Here is a 20412-nt window from a genome sequence, read left to right as displayed (position 1 = left end):
CCTGCAGTGGATCAATCCTGCCGGGTCGCGCGGCGGGCTGCTCTCTGTCGATCGTTCTGCCAGGCGAGGAACTCCTGGAAAAGGTGTTCCCGCTGCGCCGCGGAGGCCGGGGCCCCTTTGTCGTTCAGGAAGGCCTCGAAGCCGCGGAACTGATCTGTCGGCCCCTTCGCCGAGGCAGTCCGGTCCAGCCACTCCTGTGCCGGTTTGATCCGCTCCCACCCCGGAACTTCGGCGGCGAGGTTGACTTCCTTCCACTTGGGATGACGTCCCGGCTGCAGAAATTCATCGAACTTCGAGAAGAAGGCGTTCACGAACCGCTTCACGCGGTTGTAGCGATCCGAGTTTTCCGGCCAGTTGAAGACCGCGAGCAGGCTGCCGACCGCGAGCGTCTCGACCGGTCTTTCCGCATCGATCAATCGCGGATAGTCAGTATTCGTCAGGCGCGCCGGAAAATAGGTTTCGGCGATCTCCCCCTCGAACGGGATCGGCAACAGATGGAAGCGCCCATCGCCCTGGAATTCCGTCATCGCGCGCACAGGGCGACCGGCGACATAGACGGCCGCTTGAATCTCTCCTGACCGCAGGCGCTCATAGGAAGAACCCTGATCGAAGGTCGTGAGCTCGGGCTTGATTCCCAGTTTCTCGAAGATGATCTGCGCGGTGAGGTTAGTGCCGCTTCCGGCTTTGTCGATATTCACTTTCTTGCCGTCGAGTTGCCGGATGTCGGTGATATCGCGGCTCGTCAGGATGTGGACTTCTTCGTTGTAAAGCCGCGCGATGAAGCGCATCCGCTTGACGGCCTCGCTCTGGAGATTCTCGGTCTTCAACTGCTCGCGGGCGTCCATCTGCACAATGCCGATATCCACCCCTCGCAGGAACATGACATCCCGTAGATTCTGCAGCGAGCCACGCCCGATGATCGGAAGAACGCGCAGGTTCTCGTCGTCGAGCACATTGGCCAGATCGGCGGCAATACGGATGTAGGTGCCGTCAGCCCCTCCCGAGATGATGCCAATCGTCCCCGCATTGGCACGGGTCGCATTCGCCGGCACATCCCTCGCGGAAGTCCCGACCGTGCCGGCAAGGAGAAGGGTCCCTGTCAACAGGATGCTTCGCGCGAGACTTCGGAGAAGAATCGAATAGCGTGGGCCTTCTGCCCGTAGACTTTCCTGCCGATGGCGAAGCGGCGTGAAGGGGTTTGGTACCCATCCTGACATCGAAAGTCCTCCCCGGACTGCCTTTGACATCGTTCTTCGTTGCCGATCCTGGTCTTCCGCAATGGAGTTGTTGTATTCGCGTCAAGACTGATCGGGGCAATAAGGCATTTGATCGTAGAACGATCAGCAGTCCGGTCAATACAATTCGAGATTGAGCGAAATAACCACAAAGAGCTAAGCCTAACTACAAAGTAATATTGCTTGTCTATATAATCCTGTCTTGGCGGTATATTTGCAAATCACCAGAGTTAATTCGCAAATCTGTAGGATGGTTGACCTCGATATCGCTCCGCGGGACCTCTGATACTATAGTTTATGCGGAGCGAATATCTCTGTGCCGGCGCTGAATATGCACGGCGCCGAGACGTCGTTTCCTTATGATCGGATGCAAGTCCGTCGCGCTGCCCCAAGTGTGGTTCCGTCCGCCAGACCGGTCGATGCGGTCCGAACCGGTCGGGAGTGCTCTCCGGACGGAAAGGGCTCGGGCAGTTTGGCGAGAGGGGGCTGGAGAAACCCGCATCGCATCCTGTACAAGGCCTGAGCACGGTGAAGCAGGGATGCAGACAATGATCCATCGAGGAATTGTTGAGGCGATCGGCAACACGCCGCTGATCACATTGCGCAAGGCTTCCGAAATCACCGGCTGCACCATTCTAGGCAAAGCGGAGTTCATGAATCCCGGGCAATCCGTGAAGGATCGGGCGGCGCTCTTCATCATTCAGGATGCGGAGAAGCGCGGCCTGCTGCGCCCGGGAGGGATTATCGTCGAGGGGACTGCCGGGAATACCGGCATCGGTCTCGCCCTCGTCGGCAACGCGCTCGGCTATCGGACGGTCATCGTCATTCCCGAAACCCAGACGCAGGAAAAGAAGGACATGCTGCGCCTGTGCGGCGCGGAACTCATCGAGGTCCCCGCGGTGCCTTATGCCAATCCGAACAACTACGTGAAGGTATCGGGACGCCTCGCGGAGCGCCTGGCCGCCTCCGAGCCGAACGGCGCCATCTGGGCCAATCAGTTCGACAACGTGGCGAACCGCCAAGGCCATGTCGAGACCACAGGGCCGGAGATCTGGGATCAGACCGAGGGTAGGGTCGACGGCTTCATCTGCGCCGTCGGGACCGGCGGCACCTTCGCCGGTGTCGGCATGGCTCTCAAGGCACGCAACCCTAAGATCATGGTCGGCCTTGCCGATCCCATGGGCGCGGCGCTCTACAGTTACTACACATCCGGCGAGTTGAAGTCCGAAGGTTCATCCATCACGGAAGGCATCGGCCAGGGCCGCATCACGCGGAACCTGGAAGGGTTCGCGCCTGACATCGCCTTTCGGATCCCGGACGAGGAGGCGCTGCCGATCATCTTCGATCTCCTGGAAGGCGAAGGCCTTTGCCTCGGGGGCTCGTCGGGAATCAACGTGGCCGGAGCCATTCGTCTCGCGCAGCATCTTGGACCGGGCCACACCATCGTCACGGTCCTCTGCGATTACGGCACGCGCTATCAGTCCAAGCTCTTCAATCCCGCCTTCCTGCGCTCGAAGAATCTACCCGTTCCAGCCTGGCTCGAACGGTCGAGCACGCTCGACCCCGGGCTCGTCTGAAGGGCGGACGGGACCGCTCAGGGCCTTGCCGCATCGAGACAACAGGCGGTGTCATAAAACTCCGCGTAGTCGACCGCCTTTCCATCCCGAAGGCGCCAGATATCCATCTTCGGTGTATCGGCGACCTTGCCTGTCGCCCTGTTGCGCCAGGCGACCCTTCCGACAACGACGACCCGGTCGCCCTGGGCAATGAATTCGTTCATGTCGTAGCTGACCATTTCCCAGTCCCGCATCAGTCCGTCGAGATAGCCGAGGATCTCCGCCTTGCCGGCCCGGCGTGCGGTAAAGGGCATTTCCGGACGTCCATCGGCCAGCGAGCCGAGCGATGCATCGTCGGACATGATGTTCGCCCAGCACGCGGAATCGGCTCCCTTCCTGTCGACCCATTGCGTGTAGGCTTCCTTGAGAAGGGCGATGTTCTCGCTCTCGACGGTCATTGGACCCTCCTTCAAACGGCGAGGCCTCGCCTCCAGCCGGTTTCGGCCGATAGTGGGCATGGCTGTCCGGCGACACAATGACGATGAATGCCAACCCGCGTTCCTGAAGGCGCCCATCAGCCTCGGTCGGGCCGCGATCAGCGCCCGAGCGCTTGCATCTGCGGGGCCGCGTAGCGCGTTCCGGCGGCGGCGCCCAGGGGAAGGATGCGGTCGATACGCGCGCGATCGTCGTTGCTCAGCTCGACCTGGAGCGCACCCACATTCTCCTCGAGATAGCGCCGCCGCTTGGTGCCCGGAATGGGGACGATGTCGCTCCCCTGCGCCATGACCCAGGCCAGTGCGAGCTGAGCCGGAGTGCAGCCTTTTTCCTCGGCCATCATCTCGATTTCACGCACGAGGTCGAGGTTCTTCTGGAAGTTCTCGCCTTGGAAGCGCGGCGTATTGCGCCGGTAATCGTCTGCGTCGAGATCATCGACGCTCTTGATCTGGCCCGTCAAAAATCCGCGCCCGAGAGGCGAATAGGGCACGAAGCCGATGCCCAGCTCACGGACCGCCGGAAGAATCTCGCTTTCCGGATCGCGGCTCCACAGGGAGTATTCAGTCTGCAGCGCCGTGATCGGATGTACCGCATGCGCCCGGCGGATCGTGTCGGGACCCGCCTCCGAGAGGCCCAGATATCGCACCTTTCCCTGGCGCACGAGATCAGCCATTGCGCCGACGGTGTCCTCGATGGGTGTCTGCGGGTCGACCCGGTGCTGGTAATAGAGGTCAATCACCTCGACGCCCAGCCGCTTGAGGCTCGCCTCGCAGGCCTGGCGGACATAGTCAGGCTTGCCGTTGATGCCGAGATATGTGCCGTCCGGCGCCCGCATATTCCCGAACTTCGTCGCCAGGACGACCCGGTCGCGCCGGTCACGGATGGCCCGGCCGACGAGTTCCTCGTTGCGCCCGACACCGTACATGTCCGCCGTGTCGAGGAAGGTGACGCCGAGTTCGACCGCCCTGTGGATCGTGGCGATGGCCTCGGATTCGTCGCGGCCGCCGTAGAAGTCGGACATCCCCATGCATCCGAGGCCGAGGGCCGACACGTCCAGATCACGAAGGCGGCGATGTTGCATGACCGATCTCCAAACAGGATTCGAAGCAGGATTCGATAGAAGGTCCGATGAGGCCCGGCATCCGGAATCGGCATGAGGGGCGAGACGAGGCCGTCCGTTCCGACAATCCGCCGAGCGACCGGGGTGGAAGATGTCCCCACCAGGCGTTCCGTCAAGCCGTCCGGCCACATTCCGATCCACTTTCTCCATGGATCGGAGCAGCCCGCTCCCAACACGGCCGGTCTAAGCGGGCACTCCCTGAGGAGCGTGGGGCCTCGGCGGGCCTGACCGGACCCGGCCAGAATGATGCAGGTCTGAAGGCATCGGTCTGTTCGAGGAGCGCTGGCGTCCATTGGTCCCGGAGAGGTTGCCCTTGAGCGCCTAATCGGGTAGTGGAGGTGCTAGGCCGTGCGCCTCAAGCACCCGTAGCTCAGCTGGATAGAGCGTTGCCCTCCGAAGGCAAAGGTCACACGTTCGAATCGTGTCGGGTGCGCCAATCTCGAATTCCCGCTAGGCAGGGGTTCCATGAATGGCCTGGACGCCGAAATAGTCCCTGAAATCAAGCTGCGATAGCGCCGGCATCGCTGAAGGGAAACGCTTCCCTCCGGCGTCCTCAGGAAGGCAGCAGGACGTTCCGCGTCGCGCCGAAACCTGGTCGGTGCAAGGGGCAGGTGGCTGTCGTCATTCCTCGGTATGACAACAAAAGAGGCTCCCCGAAGGGAACCTCAGTTTACCAGAGGGAGAAAACCAAGCTGTCAGCCGAGAATCAGTCTCGATCCGCCACCCGGGCCGGTCAATTCAACAAGTCTTTCCGATTGTGAAGAGACAGCCATCCTACACTCGGCGGCTGGCTAACGCAGGTATAGCCAACAAAGCATTGTGGGTTATCCGCCGTCGGCACCCACGCCGGACGGGCAAATTCGGTCGTTAGGCAGAAGGCCTGGCTTCTGACATAGCGGTCATAGGTGTACGGCCCGGTCCCCAGGACGATGGCACCTTGACGGGTGACAAGGGCATTGGCCCGACTGCAGCTCATTCCAGGAGTGAGGGGCCTCGTTTGGGCCAATGCTCCGTCCACCAGCAAGCTCGTGACGGCGAGGGCCAGGCACAATCTTTTCATTGCGACCACCGCATATGAGGACAATCGGCACATTCGCAATCGCACATAAGAGTGAACTGCTCTCGGCCACGTGCCCGTCAAGACCCTGTGCGTCAGCGGCGGGCTCGCCCCTTCCAAGCCATCACGGGAACGATCAGTGGCCAGCCCAGCGCCGCGATGAGGACATGACTCAGACGGACATCATCATCTTCGATGCCCGTCGAGAGGACCAGCAGCGCAACGGCAATGCCAAAATAGGCAATGGCCAACTCCCTCATTCCGATCCCCTTCGCATCGTCCCGGTCGTTGCACTACAGGGAAGGGACAAGCTGGGCCATGTGGTGGGACGCCGCGATGTCCCATCCGTGATCGCCCTGTCGCGCACCTGCCACAGGGCGTGACTCTTCAGTTCATTCTCCGCTGCCATCGAGTCGTCGGGCTCGACCCGCTTAGAGCACTTTCGGGAAATTGGGGTCCGCGTCAGTGAAAGTGGCAACCGGCTTTCCGTTCGAGAATGCGATACATCAATCCCTTCGGAGCGGTTTAACGATCCCGCGACAACAACAAGGGGGGATGGCAAAGGAAGCCAGCGTTTTGGAACTCCTCCTCGTAGCCTACACGTGGCAGGCCGTCGGTGTCTGGCGCTCGGCTACGAAGAATCCTCAACGAGGTGGTTCACGGTTCTGGGCGGGGATTGCCAAGGCAATGGTCGTCGTTGGCGTGTTACGGCTCATCGGCGAGCTCGCAACAGGTGTGGCACCGATTTACAGCCGCTTTGTCGATATTCTCGTTGTCGAAGAGCCCAAGAGACAGCTGAGCGTGAGTTCCAGTACGGGCGGAACGGTTCTTGAATTTAATGGAGAGATCAAGGTTGGAGCCCACAAGCTGTTTCTTGAGGGCCTCAGAGCGACCCCGAACGCCAAGATCGTGAAGCTTACAAGCAATGGAGGCTGGATATCCGAAGCTCAAGATATTGCGCGAGAGGTGCAGGCGCGAGGACTTAAGACGGTTATCACTGATTACTGCGTATCGGCATGCTCTCACATTTTCCTCAGTGGAAGCGAGCGATGGATCGCTGACGAAGGCAGACTTGGGTTTCACGCCCCATCAAACCAGATTACAAATCAAACCGATAAGGATGATATTGCAAAGGAAAAGCGAGCGCTTGTTGATCTGGGCGTGCCTCCTGCGCTTGCCGACAAGGCGATGGCGACGCCCTCCACGTCCATGTGGTATCCCACCGAGATCGAGCTGGAACGCGCCAAACTCATCAGTGGTGTGCTTGACCGTTCCAGTTTCGAAGAATCAGGCCTGATCGTAAAGGTAAGCGTCGAGGACCGTCTCCGCGCGGCACTTGCGAAGCATCCGGTGTTCGAGGTTATCCGCGTCGCCGAACCCGCGGTGTTCGAGAAGCTCGTGGCAGGAGGATCCGCAGCGTTCGCCAGGGATGGTTCTGTCGCATCTGCTGCGTTGAGCATGAGGGCGCTCTACCAGCCTATCGTGGAAAAATATCTCCCTCTGGCATCCGACAGCGCACTGATGCAGATGGTCGCAATCAGTCAACAGTATCTTCAACGCCTGCGGCGCGACGACGTGTTGGCGTGCGTGGCATTGTCAGATTCGAGCAAAGCGCCCAACAAGCGCGTGGATCTTAGCCAGTACAAAGACCTCAGCGCGAAAGAGATCGAACTCCAGGCCGAAATCATTCGGACTGGGTCCCGGACGCCGGCGCGTGTACCTTCGGCCGCTGAAGTGATGAGCGATCTGCAGGACGTTCTCACGAAGATCGAACGCAATCTACCCGGCAAAGTCGCCCTCTTTGACAGAGCGAGCCTGCTGCCATCAGAATATGATGCGTATTGTGAAGTGAATATCGAATTCTTCAGGCAGATCTCTTATCGAGATCGCCTGAGCCAGGTTAGGTTGTTGAGACACATCTTCTCGAAAGTGTGATGTCGGCTTGACACCCGGCACATCTTCGCTCGCTTCCGGAGCGAAAGGGAAGCACGGGTCATTACCCGCGCCCGATGAACGGCATCTTGGTCGCCATCACGGTGATCGTCTGAACGTTGGCTGTGAGGGGTAGTCCAGCCATGTAAACGACGGCGTCGGCTACGTGGCGCGGATCGATCGTCGGTTCAGACGCAACGGAACCGTCGGCCTGGAGCACGCCACTCGACATTTTGGCGGTCATGTCGGAGGCGGCATTGCCGATATCGATCTGCCCGCATGCGATATCATAAGCCCGTCCATCGAGGGAGGTCGACTTCGTCAATCCGGTAATGGCGTGTTTCGTGGCCGTATACGGGGCTGAAAGGGGCCTTGGTGCATAGGCCGAGACGGATCCGTTATTGATGATGCGTCCGCCGCGTGGCGTCTGGGATTTCATCAGCCGGAAAGCCTCTTGCGTGCAAAGGAAAGCGCCGGTCAGATTGGTGTCGACCACACTTTTCCATTGCTCGAAGGAGAGGTCTTCCAGGGGAACCGGCGGCGTGTTGATGCCAGCATTGTTCACCAGGAGGTCGAGGCGCCCGAAGCGCTCGCTGGTCCTGGCGAAAAGGTTGGCAACGGAGGAGGGGTCCGTCACATCCGTCGGGACCGCGAGCGCCACGGCCCCCGAGGTCTTGAGGTCCTGCTCCATTGCCTCGAGAGGTTCCCTCCGGCGACCGGCGAGCACGACACTGAAACCGGCTTCCGAAAGGCCCCGCGCAATCGCCTGCCCGACGCCGGTTCCAGCTCCGGTGACGATCGCGATCTTCTCATTGTCGGCCATAGATTTTCCTTTTCACAGCGCGTCAATAGGTTGCGCGTCCACCGGAGATATCGAATACGCCGCCTGTCGTGAAAGAGCATTCTTCGCTGGCGAGCCAGCAGATCAGCGACGTCACCTCTTCGACCTTGCCGAACCGCCCCATCGGAATTTTCGAGAGCATGAAATCGATATGCTCCTGGCTCATCTGGTCGAAGATCGGCGTGTGCACCGCCGCAGGCGTGACGCAGTTCACCGTGATGTTATTCTTCGACAGTTCCTTGCCGAGAGATTTGGTCAGCCCGATCACTCCTGCCTTCGATGCACTATAGGCCGACGCGTTCGGATTGCCCTCCTTGCCGGCAATGGAGGCAACATTGACGATCCGGCCGTATCCGCCTTTCAGCATCTCGGGGACGACGGCCCTGTTGCAGTAGAACAGGCCATTGAGATTCACATCGATGACATGCCGCCAAGCGGCGACCGGATATTCCCAGAGCGTGGTGTTCGGGCCGGTGATGCCCGCGCACGCGACCAGTATGTCGATGCCGCCAAGGGCGGAGACGGTCTTGCTGCAGGCTTCGTCGACGGCGTCGGGGTCCGTGATGTCCACCTGGATGGCCGCGGCGACGGAATCCTTCACCGCCTCGGCGGTTTCAAGGGCTCCCGCATTGGCGTCCCAAATGGCGATCGTGGCGCCCTCGCTGCCCAGCCTCGCGCAGACACCGAGACCAATTCCCGATACGCCGCCCGTCACGACGGCTCTTCGCCCTTCGAACCGTCTTTTGCCGCTCATGGCACTCCTTCCCGAAGTTTCAGTCAGCGATCTTTCCACCGAGCTCGTCCTCGATGTGGATGCGGATGATATCGTCGAAGCTTTCTTCTGCCTTGAAGCCGAGGCTTCGCGCCCGCTTGGCGTCGAAACGTCGGGGCCATCCTTCCACGATCTTCATGACGACCGGATCCGGTTCGCGGCGAATGAGGCCTGCCGCCCGATCCCCAGCGATCCGGCGCAGGGCCGCGATCTGCTCCGCCACCGTGACCGAGACGCCGGGCATAGTGAGGCTGCGCCGTGATCCAAGCCGCGTGCCGTCGAGAGTTGCCGCATGGATCAGGAAATTGACGGCGGAGCGCGGCGAGGCGTGCGTATGCCGTACGTCCTCCGGAACGGGCAGTATCGCCTCCTGCCCGTTCAGCGGTTCACGGATGATGCCGGAGAAGAAGCCCGAGGCAGCCTTGTTGGGCTTGCCCGGGCGGACGCAGATCGTCGGCAGGCGAATGCCGACACCGTCGAAGAAGCCACGTCGCGTGTAATCCGCCAGCAGGAGTTCACCGATGGCCTTCTGCGTGCCGTAGCTTGTGAGCGGCGTGAGGAAGAACTCATCCTCGATCGGATCGGGAAAGGGTGCGCCGAATACCGCGATGGAGGATGTGAAGACGATTCTCGGCCGGTAGCCGTCGCCGACAGCGCGAATGGCTTCGAACAGCTCGCGGGTTCCGTCGAGATTGATGCGGTAGCCCTTCTCGAAATCGGCCTCCGCTTCCCCCGAGACGATGGCTGCAAGATGGAAAACAACGTCCGGACGATCCGCGATCAGCTTTGCGGCCTCGCCGGGAGCAGAGAAATCTGACGTGGCTGTCGCAACGGCGAAGGAAACATTCGCAGGAGCGGCGGGTGCGACAACGTCGTGCAGCGTCAATTGGGTGATGCCTTGTCCGCCGAGGTGTCCCTCCTGTGCCAGGCGGTCGGTCAGTTTACGCCCGACCATGCCGGCCGCACCGAGGACGAGGACTTTCATCAGCATGCTTTCCTTTGCGTTCGGCCTAGTCTGACGGGCGACCACCGCCTTGGCAATAAGTGTTGCGGTGCCGACCAAAGTCTAATGCGCCTCCTCACCGGAAACTATGCCGTACAGGAATGCGGTGCGCCGTCGCAACCGTTGTTTCCATTCGGAAAAACAGGCTCGCGCTCCACTGAGCGGACGCATTCTGCGAAGCGGCTTGATCTTCTGCTGATCCTGCTGGAATAATACTATTAATCGTAGTGCAAGCTCGCGCCAGACGAGCAGCTTAACGATGGGGGCTGGGAGGAAGCGCATGGTTCAAGGCCGTGAAACGGCATTGACGCGCCGGCCGCTTGCCATGAGCAGGCGCCGGCCACACAGTCCCGTGGTGCACCTCCTCTTCTTTGGAACAGAGCAGGTGTCCTTTGGCCTCCGTTGAAATTCGAGACGTCAAGAAGGCTTTCGGTGCAACCCAGGTGATTCACGGCGTGTCCGTGGACATACAGGATGGCGAGTTCGTCATTCTCGTGGGCCCATCGGGATGCGGGAAATCGACCCTGCTGCGGATGGTGGCCGGGCTCGAGAACATCACCGGCGGCGAGATCCGCATCGGGTCGCGGGTGGTGAACAACGTTCCACCCAAGGAACGGGACATCGCCATGGTGTTCCAGAACTACGCGCTCTACCCGCACATGACGGTCGCGGACAATATGGCGTTCTCCCTCAAGCTCAAGAGCGCGCCGAAGTCCGAGATCGATACGAAGGTCAAGCGTGCCGCCGAGATCCTGGGGCTGACCAAGCTCCTCGACCGCTATCCGCGGCAGTTGTCCGGCGGCCAGCGCCAGCGTGTCGCCATGGGCCGGGCGATCGTGCGCGATCCGCAGGTCTTCTTGTTCGACGAGCCGCTGTCCAACCTCGATGCCAAGCTGCGGGTGCAGATGCGCACCGAGATCAAGGCCCTGCACCAGCGGCTCAAGACCACGACCGTTTATGTCACCCACGACCAGATCGAGGCCATGACCATGGCCGACAAGATCGTGGTGATGCACGATGGCGTGGTCGAGCAGATCGGCGCGCCCCTGGAGCTCTATGACCACCCGGTCAATCTCTTCGTCGCCGGCTTCATCGGCTCGCCCGCCATGAATGTGCTGGAGGGGCGGATCGAAAGCGCAGGCTTCGCCATGGGCGACCTGATCCTGCCGGTTCGGAACGTGCCTGCCGCATCGGTCGGACGCCCTGCCTATTACGGCATTCGGCCAGAGCATTTCCATCTCTCCGATCAGGGCATTCCGGTGGAAGTCAGCGTGATCGAGCCAACCGGCTCGGAGACGCAGGTTTTTGCCAGGATCCGGGGTCATGAGATCACCTGCGTGTTTCGCGAACGCATCAACGCCCAACCCGGTGAGGTCATCCGGATCCAGCCGGATCCCGCCCTCGTCCACCTCTTCGACAAGGAAACCGGGCGGCGCATCAACTGACTTCAAGCCTGCGGCCCTGCCGGGAAGGTCGTGGCGCTCTTCTAGAAATCCCGGGCTGCGGAGGAAAACGACGATGACCCTGTCTAGACGTGATCTGCTTCTCGGAACCGCCGGTGTCGCGGCGGGTGCGGCGGGGGCCCAGCTTCTGGGCGCCATGCCAGCTTTCGCGCAGGCGGCAGCGCCAAGCTACAAGCCGGAGCAGGGCGCTTCGCTACGGGTGCTGCGTTGGACGCCGTTCGTCAAAGGCGACGAGGATTCATGGCTCGCCAACAGCAAGAAGTTCACGGAAGCAACCGGCGTCGAAGTCCGGGTCGACAAGGAGAGCTGGGAGGACATCCGTCCGAAGGCGGCCGTGGCCGCCAATGTGGGCTCTGGTCCTGACGTCATGCTTGTCTGGTTCGACGACCCGTTCCAGTATCCGGACAAGCTCCTCGACGTGACCGACATCGCGACGAATTTCGCGAGCCGCTATGGCGGCTATTATCCGGGCCTCGAAGGATACGCGAAGAAGGGCGACAAGTTCATCGCGCTTCCGCTCGCAGCCATCGGCAACGGCATCCTGTATCGTGAGAGCATGCTCCAGCAGGCCGGATGGTCGAAGTTTCCAGAAAAGACGGATGAATTCCTGGAGATGTGCAAGGCGCTCAAGGCCAAGAGCAAACCTGCGGGCTTCGCGCTCGGCAAGGCCGTTGGCGACGGCAACAACTTCGCGCACTGGATCGTCTGGAGCCACGGTGGCAAGATGGTCGACGAAAGCGGCAAGGTCGTCATCAACTCGCCGGAGACGATCAAGGCGCTGCAATATGCCCGCGACCTTTATCAGACCTTCATCCCGGGCACGGAAAGCTGGCTCGACATCAACAACAACCGCGTCTTCCTTTCCGGCGACATCTCGGTGACCGCTAATGGCGTGTCCCTCTATTACTCTGCCAAGAACGATCCGAAGATGGCGGAGATCGCGAAGGATATCCGCTCCACGGTTCTTCCCACGGGCCCCGTGGGGCAGCCGGTGGAACTCCATCAGACCACATCCGCGGTCATCTTCCAGTATACCAAGTATCCCAACGCAGCCCGAGCGTACCTGCAATACATGCTCGACAAGCCGCAGATGGATGCCTGGATCTCGGCCTCGAGCGCCTATTGCTGTCCGCCGCTGAAGGGCATGATCGACAATCCGGTCTGGACGGCGGATCCCGTCAACGAGCCCTTCAAGCGCGCGTCCTCGACCCTTCGGCCCAATGGCTATGCCGGTCCGCTCGGCTATGCGTCGGCCGCGACCATGGCCGATTATGTGATGGTTGACATGGTGGCCGAAGCCGCCACGGGACAGCGCACGCCGGAAGAAGCGGCCAAGCGCGCTGAGCAGCGCGCGAACCGCTATTATCGCGTCTGACGTACGAACGGGCGGCGCTGTCCAGGCGCCGCCCACATTTCTGGAGTCACCGGAGGCGCCTATGGCCGGAGCGGCCCTCACTCACACGGATGCGTCGACGGCGCCTGTGCGCGAACCGCTGCTGCAGCGCAGGGGTTTCATCGGTTTTCTCTTCATGCTGCCGGCAGCTGCCTTCCTGCTGATCTTTCTTACCTATCCTTTGGGTCTCGGCGTGTGGCTCGGCTTCACCGACACACGCATCGGCCGCGCCGGTGTCTTCATCGGCCTGGAGAACTATCAGCTCCTGTGGGAGGACAGCCTCTTCTGGCTCGCCGTGTTCAACACGATCCTCTACACGGTTGCTGCATCCATCCTGAAATTCGTCCTGGGCCTGTGGCTTGCTCTTCTGCTCAACGAACATCTGCCCTTCAAGGCTCTCATCCGCGCGGTCGTGCTCCTGCCATGGGTGGTGCCCACGGTCCTGTCCGCCATCGCGTTCTGGTGGATCTATGATGCCCAGTTCTCGATCATTTCATGGTCGCTTATAAAGCTCGGCCTCATCCAGTCGCCGATCAACTTCCTCGGTGACACCACCAATGCCCGCATCACGGTGATTCTTACCAATGTCTGGCGCGGCATCCCCTTCGTCGCAATCACCCTGCTGGCCGGGCTGCAGACGATCTCGCCCTCCCTGCACGAGGCCGCCACTCTCGACGGCGCCACATCCTGGCAGCGCTTCCGCTTCATCACGCTGCCGATGCTGTCGCCGTTGATCGCCGTGGTGATGACCTTTTCGGTGCTGTTCACCTTCACCGATTTCCAGCTCATCTACGTCCTCACCCGCGGTGGCCCCCTGAATGCCACCCATCTCATGGCCACCCTGAGTTTCCAGCGTGCCATTCCCGGCGGCCAGCTCGGGGAGGGTGCAGCGATCGCCGTCGCAATGGTGCCGTTCCTCCTGGCTGCGATCCTGTTCAGCTATTTCGGGTTGCAGCGGCGACGTTGGCAGCAGGGAGGAGGCGACTGATGAGCTATTCCGCAAGGCCGGCCGACCCCGCTCTCGCCGACGAGAGCATCGGAATGAGCTATCTGAACCGGCTGCCGCGCCGGGTTGTCACGATCTACCTGCCGCTCGCGATCTTCGTCTTCGTGCTGCTGTTCCCGTTTTACTGGATGGCCATCACGGCACTGAAACCCAACTCGGAGCTGACGAACTTTCGGGATTACAGCCCCTTCTGGCCCTCGCAGCCGACCCTGCAGCACATTCGCTACCTGCTGTTCGAAACCTCCTATCCGGCCTGGCTCCTCAATACGATGATCGTGGCGGTGGGATCGACAGTGCTGTCCCTGGCCGCATCCGTTTTTGCAGCCTATGCGATCGAGCGGGTCCGGTTTCCCGGCTCCCGGTGGACCGGTCTTGCGATTTTCCTTGCCTACCTGGTGCCGCCTTCGATCCTCTTCATTCCCCTGGCGGTGATGATCTTCAAGTTCGGGATCTACGACACCAAACTCGCCCTGATCTTCACCTACCCGACCTTCCTGGTTCCCTTCTGCACCTGGCTGCTGATGGGCTACTTCCGGTCAATCCCTTACGAACTCGAGGAATGCGCGCTGGTCGATGGTGCGTCGCGCTGGCAGATCCTCACGCGGATCATGCTGCCGCTTTCCGTTCCAGGCCTGATTTCCGCAGGAATTTTCGCCTTCACCCTGTCCTGGAACGAGTTCATCTACGCGCTCACCTTCATTCAGTCCTCCGAGAACAAGACGGTCCCGGTCGGCGTGCTGACCGAACTGGTTCGCGGGGATGTCTACGAATGGGGCGCCCTCATGGCGGGCGCGCTTCTGGGCTCCCTGCCGGTGGTGCTGCTCTACTCGTTCTTCGTGGACTACTACGTGTCCTCGATGACGGGTGCAGTAAAGGAATAGGGCGCTGGAAGCCTAATGGGCCGCGGCGCCGCCGCGGCCTTCGCCAAAGGCGGACGATGCATGGATGCGGCGGATCAGTTCGTCCACCTCGTCCCGCGTCTGATAGATGCCGAAACCCAAGCGGAGACGGTTCCCGCGCAGGTCGGTCACGACACGCTGCGACCTCAGCCGTTCATGGACCTGTTGCGCATCGGGCGTCTCGAAGGTCAGGAAATTGCCGCGCCGAGGCTCCTCACTCGGCACCACGAGGGCCCCGGACGAAAGCCCGGTGCAGGCATCCAGACGTTGGAGAAAGTGCTCTTGCAGCAAAAGAGCATGGTCGTGGATGGCTGCAACACTGATTCCATCGTCCGCGAGCCAGCGCATGACCGCGTTGAAGCGATAGACTCCCGAGGGATCGAAGGTTGATCCCATGAAGCGCCAGGCGTCTTCGCTGTACGGAACCTGCCTCCCCTGAGTCTTCGCGAGATTCCCGAAGGCCGCATACCAGCCAGTGTCCCGTGGCCGGGGTCCCCAGCCGGGTGGGCAATGCATGAAGCACGCGCCTTCTCCGGCCATGGCGTATTTATATCCGCCGGCGAGATAGAAGGCCCGACCCGCCAGCCGGGAGAGGTCGGTCGGGCGGGCCATGAAGCCGTGATAGCCGTCGATGACGAGCATGGCGTCGCCGGCATCGGCGGCGATTGGCTCGATATCGACAAGAAAGCCCGAATTGAAGAATACCTGACTGACGAAGACGAGATCATGGCCCTGGCCGGCGGCGGAGCGGAAACGCTCGCCAAACGTGGCGAACGGTCCGGCCGGAATCCGCGTGACCGCGACGAGATCGTCCTCCTCCAGGCGCGCGATCTGCCGGCTGAACGAGTGGAACTCGCTATCGGACGTCAGGATGCGGATCGGCCTGGTGACCGGGAAACAGGACAGGATGCGCCGCAGCAACTCATGCGTATTGGGAGCGACCGTGATGGTAAAGGGGTCGGGAAGGCGCAGGTGACCTGCGATATGCCTTTGAAACTCCTCCAGCACCGGCCCGAGGATGTGCTCCCATTTGTCGTCCATAAGGCGTGCGGCATCGTCCCAGGCCTGGATCTGCGCGTCCCGTGTCACGTCTGGCCACGGATGGTGGCTATGCGCGGCAAAGTGAAGGCGCCCGGGCGCGGCGTTGAGGAACCGGGAGAAGCGGCTACGGAGATCGAGCATCGGAAAATCCGTTTCGTCAGAGTCTGGTCCGGACCGACCACAGTTCGGGAAAGAAGGATTTCTCCAGCGCCAGCCTCAGATAGGCCACGCCGGCGCTGCCGCCGGTGCCGCGACGCATCCCGATGATGCGCTCGACGGTCTTCATGTGCCGGAAGCGCCATTGCTGAAAGGCATCCTCGAGATCGACGAGTTCCTCGGCAAGTTCATAAACATCGAAATGCCTGTCGGAATGCCGATAGATCTCTTCCCACACGGCCTCGACTCCGGGATGCGCCGCATAGGGCTGCGTCACGTCGCGGGCGACGATCTCGACGGGAATTGGGTAGCCGCGCCTCGCCAGCAGGCGCAGGGCCTCGTCGTACAGGCCGGGCTCCCGATAGGCCCGATCGAGCCTCTCCGCAATCTCGGGCCGGTGGCGATGGGGCGCGATCTTCGCCGCATCCTTCGCGCCGAGCTTGAACTCCACCAGTCGATACTGCCACGATTGGAAGCCCGACGAGCGCCCGAGGGATGGCCTGAAGCGGAGATAGTCGGACGGCGTCATGGTCGAGAGGACGGTCCAGGCCTGGATCAATTGCTCCTGAACGCGGTTGATGCGCGCGCAACACTTGAAGGCCGGCTGCAACTCGTCGCTGCGGATATGGCCGAGGGCCGTGTCGAGCTCTCGGTTCAGCAGCTTCAACCAGAGCTCCATCACCTGATGAATGACGATGAAAAGCAGTTCGTCATGTTCTCCGGTCAACGGAATCTGGGCCGAAAGTAGCGTATCCAGATGCAGGTAATCGCCGTAGCTCATTCCCTCCGAGAAATCGGTGTGGATGCCTTCGGTGCCAGAAGAGGCGTCACCCATGTCCTTCGGACTCCGTCCGGTTCCCATTCGGTGCTCCCGTCCTTCGAAGTGTACCGATCCTATGGAACCGGCGCCGGGATGTAAAACCCGCACCATGTTGCACCGTCGTGCCGGCCAAAAATCCGGACCGGATGAAAAGTGGTGCGCAGCATCGAACCTTCGACAGCCCGGGACTATGTTCCGGTTGCGCGGCGGGGTAGGTTGCGCCTCTTCATTTCGAACCGACCGGATTCGCCATGCCTACCTTCCTCTGCTCCGCGTGCGGAACATCGTATCCACCGGCGGAAGCACCGCCGCCGGCCTGCCCGATCTGCGAGGACGAACGACAATACGTCCCGCCGGGCGGGCAGTCCTGGACGACGCGGGAAAAACTCGCTGCATCGCATGCGAATGCGTGGCGCCTGCATGAGCCGGATCTGTACAGCCTTCACACAGTCCCGGCCTTCGCCATCAACGAGCGTGCGTTTCTCCTGCGCACGCCCGGCGGCAATGTCCTATGGGACTGCATCGCCCATCTCGACGACGCGACCATCGAGATCGTCCGAGCCCTTGGCGGCCTGTCGGCCATCGCGATCTCGCATCCGCATTACTACACCACCATGCAGGACTGGAGCCACGCTTTCGGAGACGCACCGATCTATCTCCATGCGGCCGACCGGCAATGGATCATGCGTTCATCCGACGCCATCGTCTCGTGGGAAGAAGAATTCCGTGAGATTCTCCCTGGCGTGACCCTGGTGAGACTCGGCGGGCATTTCGCAGGCGGCACGGTGCTGCACTGGTCGGGAGCCCATGACGGGGAAGGCGTTCTCCTGTCCGGAGATGTCGTTCAGGTCGCGGCGGACGTGCGACGGGTCAGTTTCCTGTGGAGCTATCCCAACATGATGCCGTTGTCGGCAGCAGAGGTCCGCCGCATCGGCGCACGGCTGGAGGGGCTGGACTTCCAGCGCATCTACGGCGCCTTCGTCGGCAAGGATGTCAGGGCTGGCGGCAAGGCTGTCGTCGCACGCTCGGTGCAGCGCTATATCGAGCTGCTCGGTTGAGGCAAGTCCATTGACGTTTGACGGCCGGCCCATGATATGACAGAGCGTCACAGGAGTTCGATGCGTCCCATGGCTTCCCTTTTCTCAGACTTATTGTCCCGCCTGACCGGGAAAGGAGCTTCGGAGGCCAGGCCTGAGCCGGTGGCAGAGGCGGTCGAGTACAAGGGCTATCGCATCCGGCCCGCACCCTATGCCGCGAAGGGCCAGTTCCAGACTGCCGGCAGCATCGAGAAGGATTTTCCCGACGGAACGAAGGAGCATCGTTTCGTGCGGGCGGAGACCCATGCGAGCAAGGATGACGCAATCACCTTCTCGATCACCAAGGCGAGGCAGATCATCGACGAGCAGGGCGACAGGCTGTTTTCCTGACGGACGAGCCGTCACCATGTGACGGAGCGAGGCTGGCCGGGCTTCCCGAATGCGCATTCGAGCGCCTTACGGTCCCATTTCGCCGTATCAGCCGCGGCGTCGTAGGTCGATTGCAGGAAGGACAGCAAAGCGTCGTCGGGGCAGCCGGCCCGCCGTACGTCCTCATATGGCAGGATGAATTCGCCGAGCTGCGTATTGAAGGATGCGGCGGGGGGCCTGACGGGCCGTTCGCGAAAGCCTTCCGGTTCGGGATAGGCGTAGGAGTAGAAGGCCGCATGCGGAAACGCATCGTTTCCTGGCCAGAACCCCGCACTGCTCACCTCGTGCGAATAGGCCTCGCGCGCCACGGCGTCGGGGAGGTGGGGCACGCCGCCCGGATGCGGTGGGGCCCTACGACCGGAAAAGCGGGTCACGGCGAGATCAAAACTACCCCAGAAGAAGTGGACCGGGCTGCATTTTCCGAGAAAGGCCGTGCGGAACAGCTTGAACACGCGGTCGACCTGGATCAGGACGCGCCAGAAACGATGCGCTGCGTCCGGATCGTAGGCGCGGTGCATATTGTCCTCGGGAAAGGGAATCGCCGTTTCGATCTCGTTTGGAACCGGATGGATCGTCGCGACAAAGCCCAGCTCCGCGAGCGCGGCGAGATAAGTGTCGTAGAATGCGCTGACCGGCTGGGCGGTCAGGGAAAGTGAGCGCTCCATGCCGGCACTGGTGCGGATCCGCAGCACATGGGCGATGAAGTCGAACTCGATCTCCATGATCTCGCCGTTCACGCTAAAGGGCGAGGTGCTCAAGCCCCTTGCCGTGACGTAGAAAACAACATGCCACGAATGATTGAGCCAGGGTGTCCGGGACAGACGCGTCTTGCCGACGATCTGGGTCCAGAGCTGAAGGGTCATCGCCGTGTCGCGCCATTGCGGGTAATCCAGCGCGGGCCACAGGGATTGTGCGGAGGTCTCGCTGCTCCTCATTCGGGTCATCCTCATCCGTCGTGACGGGAGCGGAACGCGTGAAAGGACACGCTTCCTCTGAACTAGGGCAGGCATGACCGCAAGGAAGCCTCTCGCCGGCAGGAGAGCATGCCGCTTAGCGGAACCCCTCGCGAACGGAGCCCGCAGCGCAGGAGGTCTGCCCCAGTCCAGGGCCACAGGCGACGCTTCCCTCCCATCGATCGGCAGTGACGCGCGCTGTGTCGCCCTGGACATGGACGGTCGCAGTCTCGGCCGATCCATAGACCGCGCAGCCGCCGGACAAGAAGGCGATCGCCGCTGCGATGGCCCATGCGAAACGCGTCATGAGGACCTTCTCCCTGTGAGTTTCCGGCGAACTGTCACATGGGAATGTGGGTACAATTTGAACCTGCGCAGCCCGTTCCGGGGATCACGCCTTCGCCAGCATCCATTCATGGGCGGGATCGTTGTGGAACTTCCAGATCCGCTTCGGTCCCGCCATGACATTCAGGTAGTAAAGTTCATAGCCATGCGGCGCGCCGACAGGATGGTAGCCCTTCGGCACCAGCACCACGTCGCCGTCGCTGGCGGCAAGCGTCTCATCGAGGGAGCGGTCATCCGTATAGACCCGCTGGAGCGCGAAGCCGGTCGGTGGGTTGAGGCGATGATAATAGGTCTCCTCGAGAAGCGACTCGTTCGGCAGCGCATCGCGGTCGTGCTTGTGCGGCGGATAGCTCGACCAATGGCCGGAGGGCGTGATGACCTCTACCACGAGCAGGCTCTCCGCTGGCTCCGTCTCGGGCAGGATGTTGCGCACATGACGGGTGTTCGTGCCCTTCCCGCGCGTCTCCTGGCCGACCTGATCCGGTCGGATGACCCTCGCCGGCAGCTTGCCCTCTGCCGGGGCGGTGCAGACCGCGATCTCGCAATCGCCTTCGGCCATCATGGACCATTCGGAATGGGCGGGCGCATAGAGTGCCCATGGGTCGGGTTCGAAGGGCGAGGAGCGTCCGCCGATCGTGCCGAAATCCTGACCCGCCGCCGTCGCCTTCGCACGGCCGGCCAGCATGACGATGCAGGCTTCCCGGTCATGGGTGTCCTGCCGCAGGCTCTGCCCGGCTTTGAGGCGAAAGACCTCGAAACCCACATAGGTCCAACCGGCGGAGGCCGGCGTGATGGCATGGATGCGCCCATTCGGATCGGGCTGCGACGGCTTGATCAGAAGATTCGGCATTTCTGTCCT

General features: G+C 61.6%; 20 protein-coding genes and 1 tRNA gene. 10 read left to right on the top strand and 11 right to left on the bottom strand.

All coding sequences use genetic code 11. The features are described from left to right. Nucleotides 1-11: 11 nt before the first annotated feature. The gene (locus AC522E_RS18835; RefSeq protein ID WP_500747759.1) at nucleotides 12-1103 is read right to left on the bottom strand and encodes a TAXI family TRAP transporter solute-binding subunit; all 1092 of its coding nucleotides are present in this window, start codon (nucleotides 1101-1103) and stop codon (nucleotides 12-14) included. A 680-nt stretch (nucleotides 1104-1783) separates the two neighbouring features. Between AC522E_RS18835 and AC522E_RS18830 the strand changes: the two genes are divergently transcribed. Continuing rightward, nucleotides 1784-2812 (top strand): cysteine synthase A, encoded by a 1029-nt coding sequence (locus tag AC522E_RS18830; RefSeq protein ID WP_500747758.1) that lies wholly within the window; start codon nucleotides 1784-1786, stop codon nucleotides 2810-2812. Between the two features lie 17 nt (nucleotides 2813-2829). On the opposite strand, the gene AC522E_RS18825 is transcribed toward AC522E_RS18830, so the two are convergent. Next, nucleotides 2830-3249 carry a nuclear transport factor 2 family protein gene (locus tag AC522E_RS18825; RefSeq protein WP_500747757.1) on the bottom strand — a complete coding sequence of 140 codons (420 nt, stop codon included), beginning with the start codon at nucleotides 3247-3249 and terminating at the stop codon, nucleotides 2830-2832. A gap of 137 nt (nucleotides 3250-3386) precedes the next feature. Next, the gene (locus tag AC522E_RS18820) at nucleotides 3387-4367 is read right to left on the bottom strand and encodes an aldo/keto reductase (RefSeq protein ID WP_500747756.1); all 981 of its coding nucleotides are present in this window, start codon (nucleotides 4365-4367) and stop codon (nucleotides 3387-3389) included. A 398-nt stretch (nucleotides 4368-4765) separates the two neighbouring features. Here AC522E_RS18820 and AC522E_RS18815 point away from each other — a divergent pair. From AC522E_RS18815 to AC522E_RS18805, 3 genes are all read left to right on the top strand, one after another. Beyond that, a tRNA-Arg gene (locus AC522E_RS18815) sits at nucleotides 4766-4842 on the top strand. Between the two features lie 788 nt (nucleotides 4843-5630). Next, nucleotides 5631-5846: a hypothetical protein gene (locus tag AC522E_RS18810; RefSeq protein ID WP_500747755.1), complete on the top strand. Its 216-nt coding sequence runs from the start codon at nucleotides 5631-5633 to the stop codon at nucleotides 5844-5846. 172 nt (nucleotides 5847-6018) lie between these two features. Further along, nucleotides 6019-7398 carry a COG3904 family protein gene (locus tag AC522E_RS18805; protein WP_500747754.1) on the top strand — a complete coding sequence of 460 codons (1380 nt, stop codon included), beginning with the start codon at nucleotides 6019-6021 and terminating at the stop codon, nucleotides 7396-7398. 61 nt (nucleotides 7399-7459) lie between these two features. Here AC522E_RS18805 and AC522E_RS18800 read toward each other — a convergent pair whose 3' ends face one another. The 3 genes from AC522E_RS18800 to denD are packed head-to-tail and all read right to left on the bottom strand — an operon-like array spanning nucleotide 7460 to nucleotide 9993. Beyond that, nucleotides 7460-8218, bottom strand: coding sequence for an SDR family oxidoreductase (locus tag AC522E_RS18800; RefSeq protein ID WP_500747753.1), 759 nt, complete (start codon nucleotides 8216-8218; stop codon nucleotides 7460-7462). A 22-nt stretch (nucleotides 8219-8240) separates the two neighbouring features. Continuing rightward, complete coding sequence (locus AC522E_RS18795; protein ID WP_500747752.1) at nucleotides 8241-8990, bottom strand: SDR family NAD(P)-dependent oxidoreductase; 750 nt, start codon at nucleotides 8988-8990, stop codon at nucleotides 8241-8243. Between the two features lie 19 nt (nucleotides 8991-9009). Next, a complete protein-coding gene (gene denD / locus AC522E_RS18790; RefSeq protein ID WP_500747751.1) occupies nucleotides 9010-9993 on the bottom strand; it encodes a D-erythronate dehydrogenase in 984 nt (327 codons plus the stop codon). Nucleotides 9994-10403: 410 nt separating this feature from the next. Between denD and AC522E_RS18785 the strand changes: the two genes are divergently transcribed. From AC522E_RS18785 to AC522E_RS18770, 4 genes are all read left to right on the top strand, one after another. Then, complete coding sequence (locus AC522E_RS18785) at nucleotides 10404-11456, top strand: ABC transporter ATP-binding protein (RefSeq protein ID WP_500747750.1); 1053 nt, start codon at nucleotides 10404-10406, stop codon at nucleotides 11454-11456. Nucleotides 11457-11529: 73 nt separating this feature from the next. Continuing rightward, a complete protein-coding gene (locus AC522E_RS18780) occupies nucleotides 11530-12849 on the top strand; it encodes an ABC transporter substrate-binding protein (RefSeq protein ID WP_500747749.1) in 1320 nt (439 codons plus the stop codon). Between the two features lie 154 nt (nucleotides 12850-13003). Next, nucleotides 13004-13855, top strand: a complete 852-nt coding sequence (locus tag AC522E_RS18775; RefSeq protein WP_500750759.1) for a carbohydrate ABC transporter permease — start codon at nucleotides 13004-13006, stop codon at nucleotides 13853-13855. Further along, nucleotides 13855-14754, top strand: a complete 900-nt coding sequence (locus AC522E_RS18770) for a carbohydrate ABC transporter permease (protein WP_500747748.1) — start codon at nucleotides 13855-13857, stop codon at nucleotides 14752-14754. The genes AC522E_RS18775 and AC522E_RS18770 overlap by 1 nt, the downstream gene beginning before the upstream one ends. Nucleotides 14755-14766: 12 nt before the next feature. Here the strand turns inward: AC522E_RS18770 and AC522E_RS18765 are convergent, their stop codons facing one another. Both AC522E_RS18765 and kynA read right to left on the bottom strand, forming a co-directional pair. Continuing rightward, on the bottom strand, nucleotides 14767-15954 hold the full coding sequence (locus tag AC522E_RS18765; RefSeq protein ID WP_500747747.1) for an aminotransferase class V-fold PLP-dependent enzyme: 1188 nt from the start codon (nucleotides 15952-15954) through the stop codon (nucleotides 14767-14769). 16 nt (nucleotides 15955-15970) lie between these two features. Continuing rightward, nucleotides 15971-16831: a tryptophan 2,3-dioxygenase gene (gene kynA, locus AC522E_RS18760; RefSeq protein WP_500747746.1), complete on the bottom strand. Its 861-nt coding sequence runs from the start codon at nucleotides 16829-16831 to the stop codon at nucleotides 15971-15973. Between the two features lie 209 nt (nucleotides 16832-17040). Between kynA and AC522E_RS18755 the strand changes: the two genes are divergently transcribed. Beyond that, complete coding sequence (locus tag AC522E_RS18755; protein ID WP_500747745.1) at nucleotides 17041-17847, top strand: MBL fold metallo-hydrolase; 807 nt, start codon at nucleotides 17041-17043, stop codon at nucleotides 17845-17847. A gap of 69 nt (nucleotides 17848-17916) precedes the next feature. Continuing rightward, complete coding sequence (locus tag AC522E_RS18750; protein WP_500747744.1) at nucleotides 17917-18216, top strand: HlyU family transcriptional regulator; 300 nt, start codon at nucleotides 17917-17919, stop codon at nucleotides 18214-18216. A gap of 11 nt (nucleotides 18217-18227) precedes the next feature. On the opposite strand, the gene AC522E_RS18745 is transcribed toward AC522E_RS18750, so the two are convergent. From AC522E_RS18745 to iolB, 3 genes are all read right to left on the bottom strand, one after another. Further along, nucleotides 18228-19199 (bottom strand): DUF5996 family protein, encoded by a 972-nt coding sequence (locus AC522E_RS18745; RefSeq protein WP_500747743.1) that lies wholly within the window; start codon nucleotides 19197-19199, stop codon nucleotides 18228-18230. A gap of 106 nt (nucleotides 19200-19305) precedes the next feature. Further along, a complete protein-coding gene (locus tag AC522E_RS18740) occupies nucleotides 19306-19515 on the bottom strand; it encodes a hypothetical protein (RefSeq protein WP_500747742.1) in 210 nt (69 codons plus the stop codon). A gap of 84 nt (nucleotides 19516-19599) precedes the next feature. Next, entirely contained in the window at nucleotides 19600-20403 is an 804-nt protein-coding gene (gene iolB, locus AC522E_RS18735; RefSeq protein ID WP_500747741.1) for a 5-deoxy-glucuronate isomerase, read from the bottom strand. Between the last annotated feature and the right edge of the window lie 9 nt (nucleotides 20404-20412).

It is taken from the genome of Microvirga sp. BF8 (genome assembly GCF_059888585.1).
The sequence above is the reverse complement of the archived record's forward strand: the minus strand, read 5'-3'. Positions and strand labels throughout refer to the sequence as shown.

What these genes read in the sequence shown, in the direction of transcription:
- AC522E_RS18830 (WP_500747758.1), top strand. Translation starts at nt 1,784, where the DNA reads ATGATCCATCGAGGAATTGTTGAGGCGATCGGCAACACGCCGCTGATC.
- AC522E_RS18825 (WP_500747757.1), bottom strand. Translation starts at nt 3,249, where the DNA reads ATGACCGTCGAGAGCGAGAACATCGCCCTTCTCAAGGAAGCCTACACG.
- AC522E_RS18820 (WP_500747756.1), bottom strand. Translation starts at nt 4,367, where the DNA reads ATGCAACATCGCCGCCTTCGTGATCTGGACGTGTCGGCCCTCGGCCTC.
- AC522E_RS18810 (WP_500747755.1), top strand. Translation starts at nt 5,631, where the DNA reads ATGACTCAGACGGACATCATCATCTTCGATGCCCGTCGAGAGGACCAG.
- AC522E_RS18805 (WP_500747754.1), top strand. Translation starts at nt 6,019, where the DNA reads ATGGCAAAGGAAGCCAGCGTTTTGGAACTCCTCCTCGTAGCCTACACG.
- AC522E_RS18800 (WP_500747753.1), bottom strand. Translation starts at nt 8,218, where the DNA reads ATGGCCGACAATGAGAAGATCGCGATCGTCACCGGAGCTGGAACCGGC.
- AC522E_RS18795 (WP_500747752.1), bottom strand. Translation starts at nt 8,990, where the DNA reads ATGAGCGGCAAAAGACGGTTCGAAGGGCGAAGAGCCGTCGTGACGGGC.
- denD (WP_500747751.1), bottom strand. Translation starts at nt 9,993, where the DNA reads ATGAAAGTCCTCGTCCTCGGTGCGGCCGGCATGGTCGGGCGTAAACTG.
- AC522E_RS18780 (WP_500747749.1), top strand. Translation starts at nt 11,530, where the DNA reads ATGACCCTGTCTAGACGTGATCTGCTTCTCGGAACCGCCGGTGTCGCG.
- AC522E_RS18775 (WP_500750759.1), top strand. Translation starts at nt 13,004, where the DNA reads ATGCTGCCGGCAGCTGCCTTCCTGCTGATCTTTCTTACCTATCCTTTG.
- AC522E_RS18770 (WP_500747748.1), top strand. Translation starts at nt 13,855, where the DNA reads ATGAGCTATTCCGCAAGGCCGGCCGACCCCGCTCTCGCCGACGAGAGC.
- AC522E_RS18765 (WP_500747747.1), bottom strand. Translation starts at nt 15,954, where the DNA reads ATGCTCGATCTCCGTAGCCGCTTCTCCCGGTTCCTCAACGCCGCGCCC.
- kynA (WP_500747746.1), bottom strand. Translation starts at nt 16,831, where the DNA reads ATGGGAACCGGACGGAGTCCGAAGGACATGGGTGACGCCTCTTCTGGC.
- AC522E_RS18755 (WP_500747745.1), top strand. Translation starts at nt 17,041, where the DNA reads ATGCCTACCTTCCTCTGCTCCGCGTGCGGAACATCGTATCCACCGGCG.
- AC522E_RS18750 (WP_500747744.1), top strand. Translation starts at nt 17,917, where the DNA reads ATGGCTTCCCTTTTCTCAGACTTATTGTCCCGCCTGACCGGGAAAGGA.
- AC522E_RS18745 (WP_500747743.1), bottom strand. Translation starts at nt 19,199, where the DNA reads ATGACCCGAATGAGGAGCAGCGAGACCTCCGCACAATCCCTGTGGCCC.
- AC522E_RS18740 (WP_500747742.1), bottom strand. Translation starts at nt 19,515, where the DNA reads ATGACGCGTTTCGCATGGGCCATCGCAGCGGCGATCGCCTTCTTGTCC.
- iolB (WP_500747741.1), bottom strand. Translation starts at nt 20,403, where the DNA reads ATGCCGAATCTTCTGATCAAGCCGTCGCAGCCCGATCCGAATGGGCGC.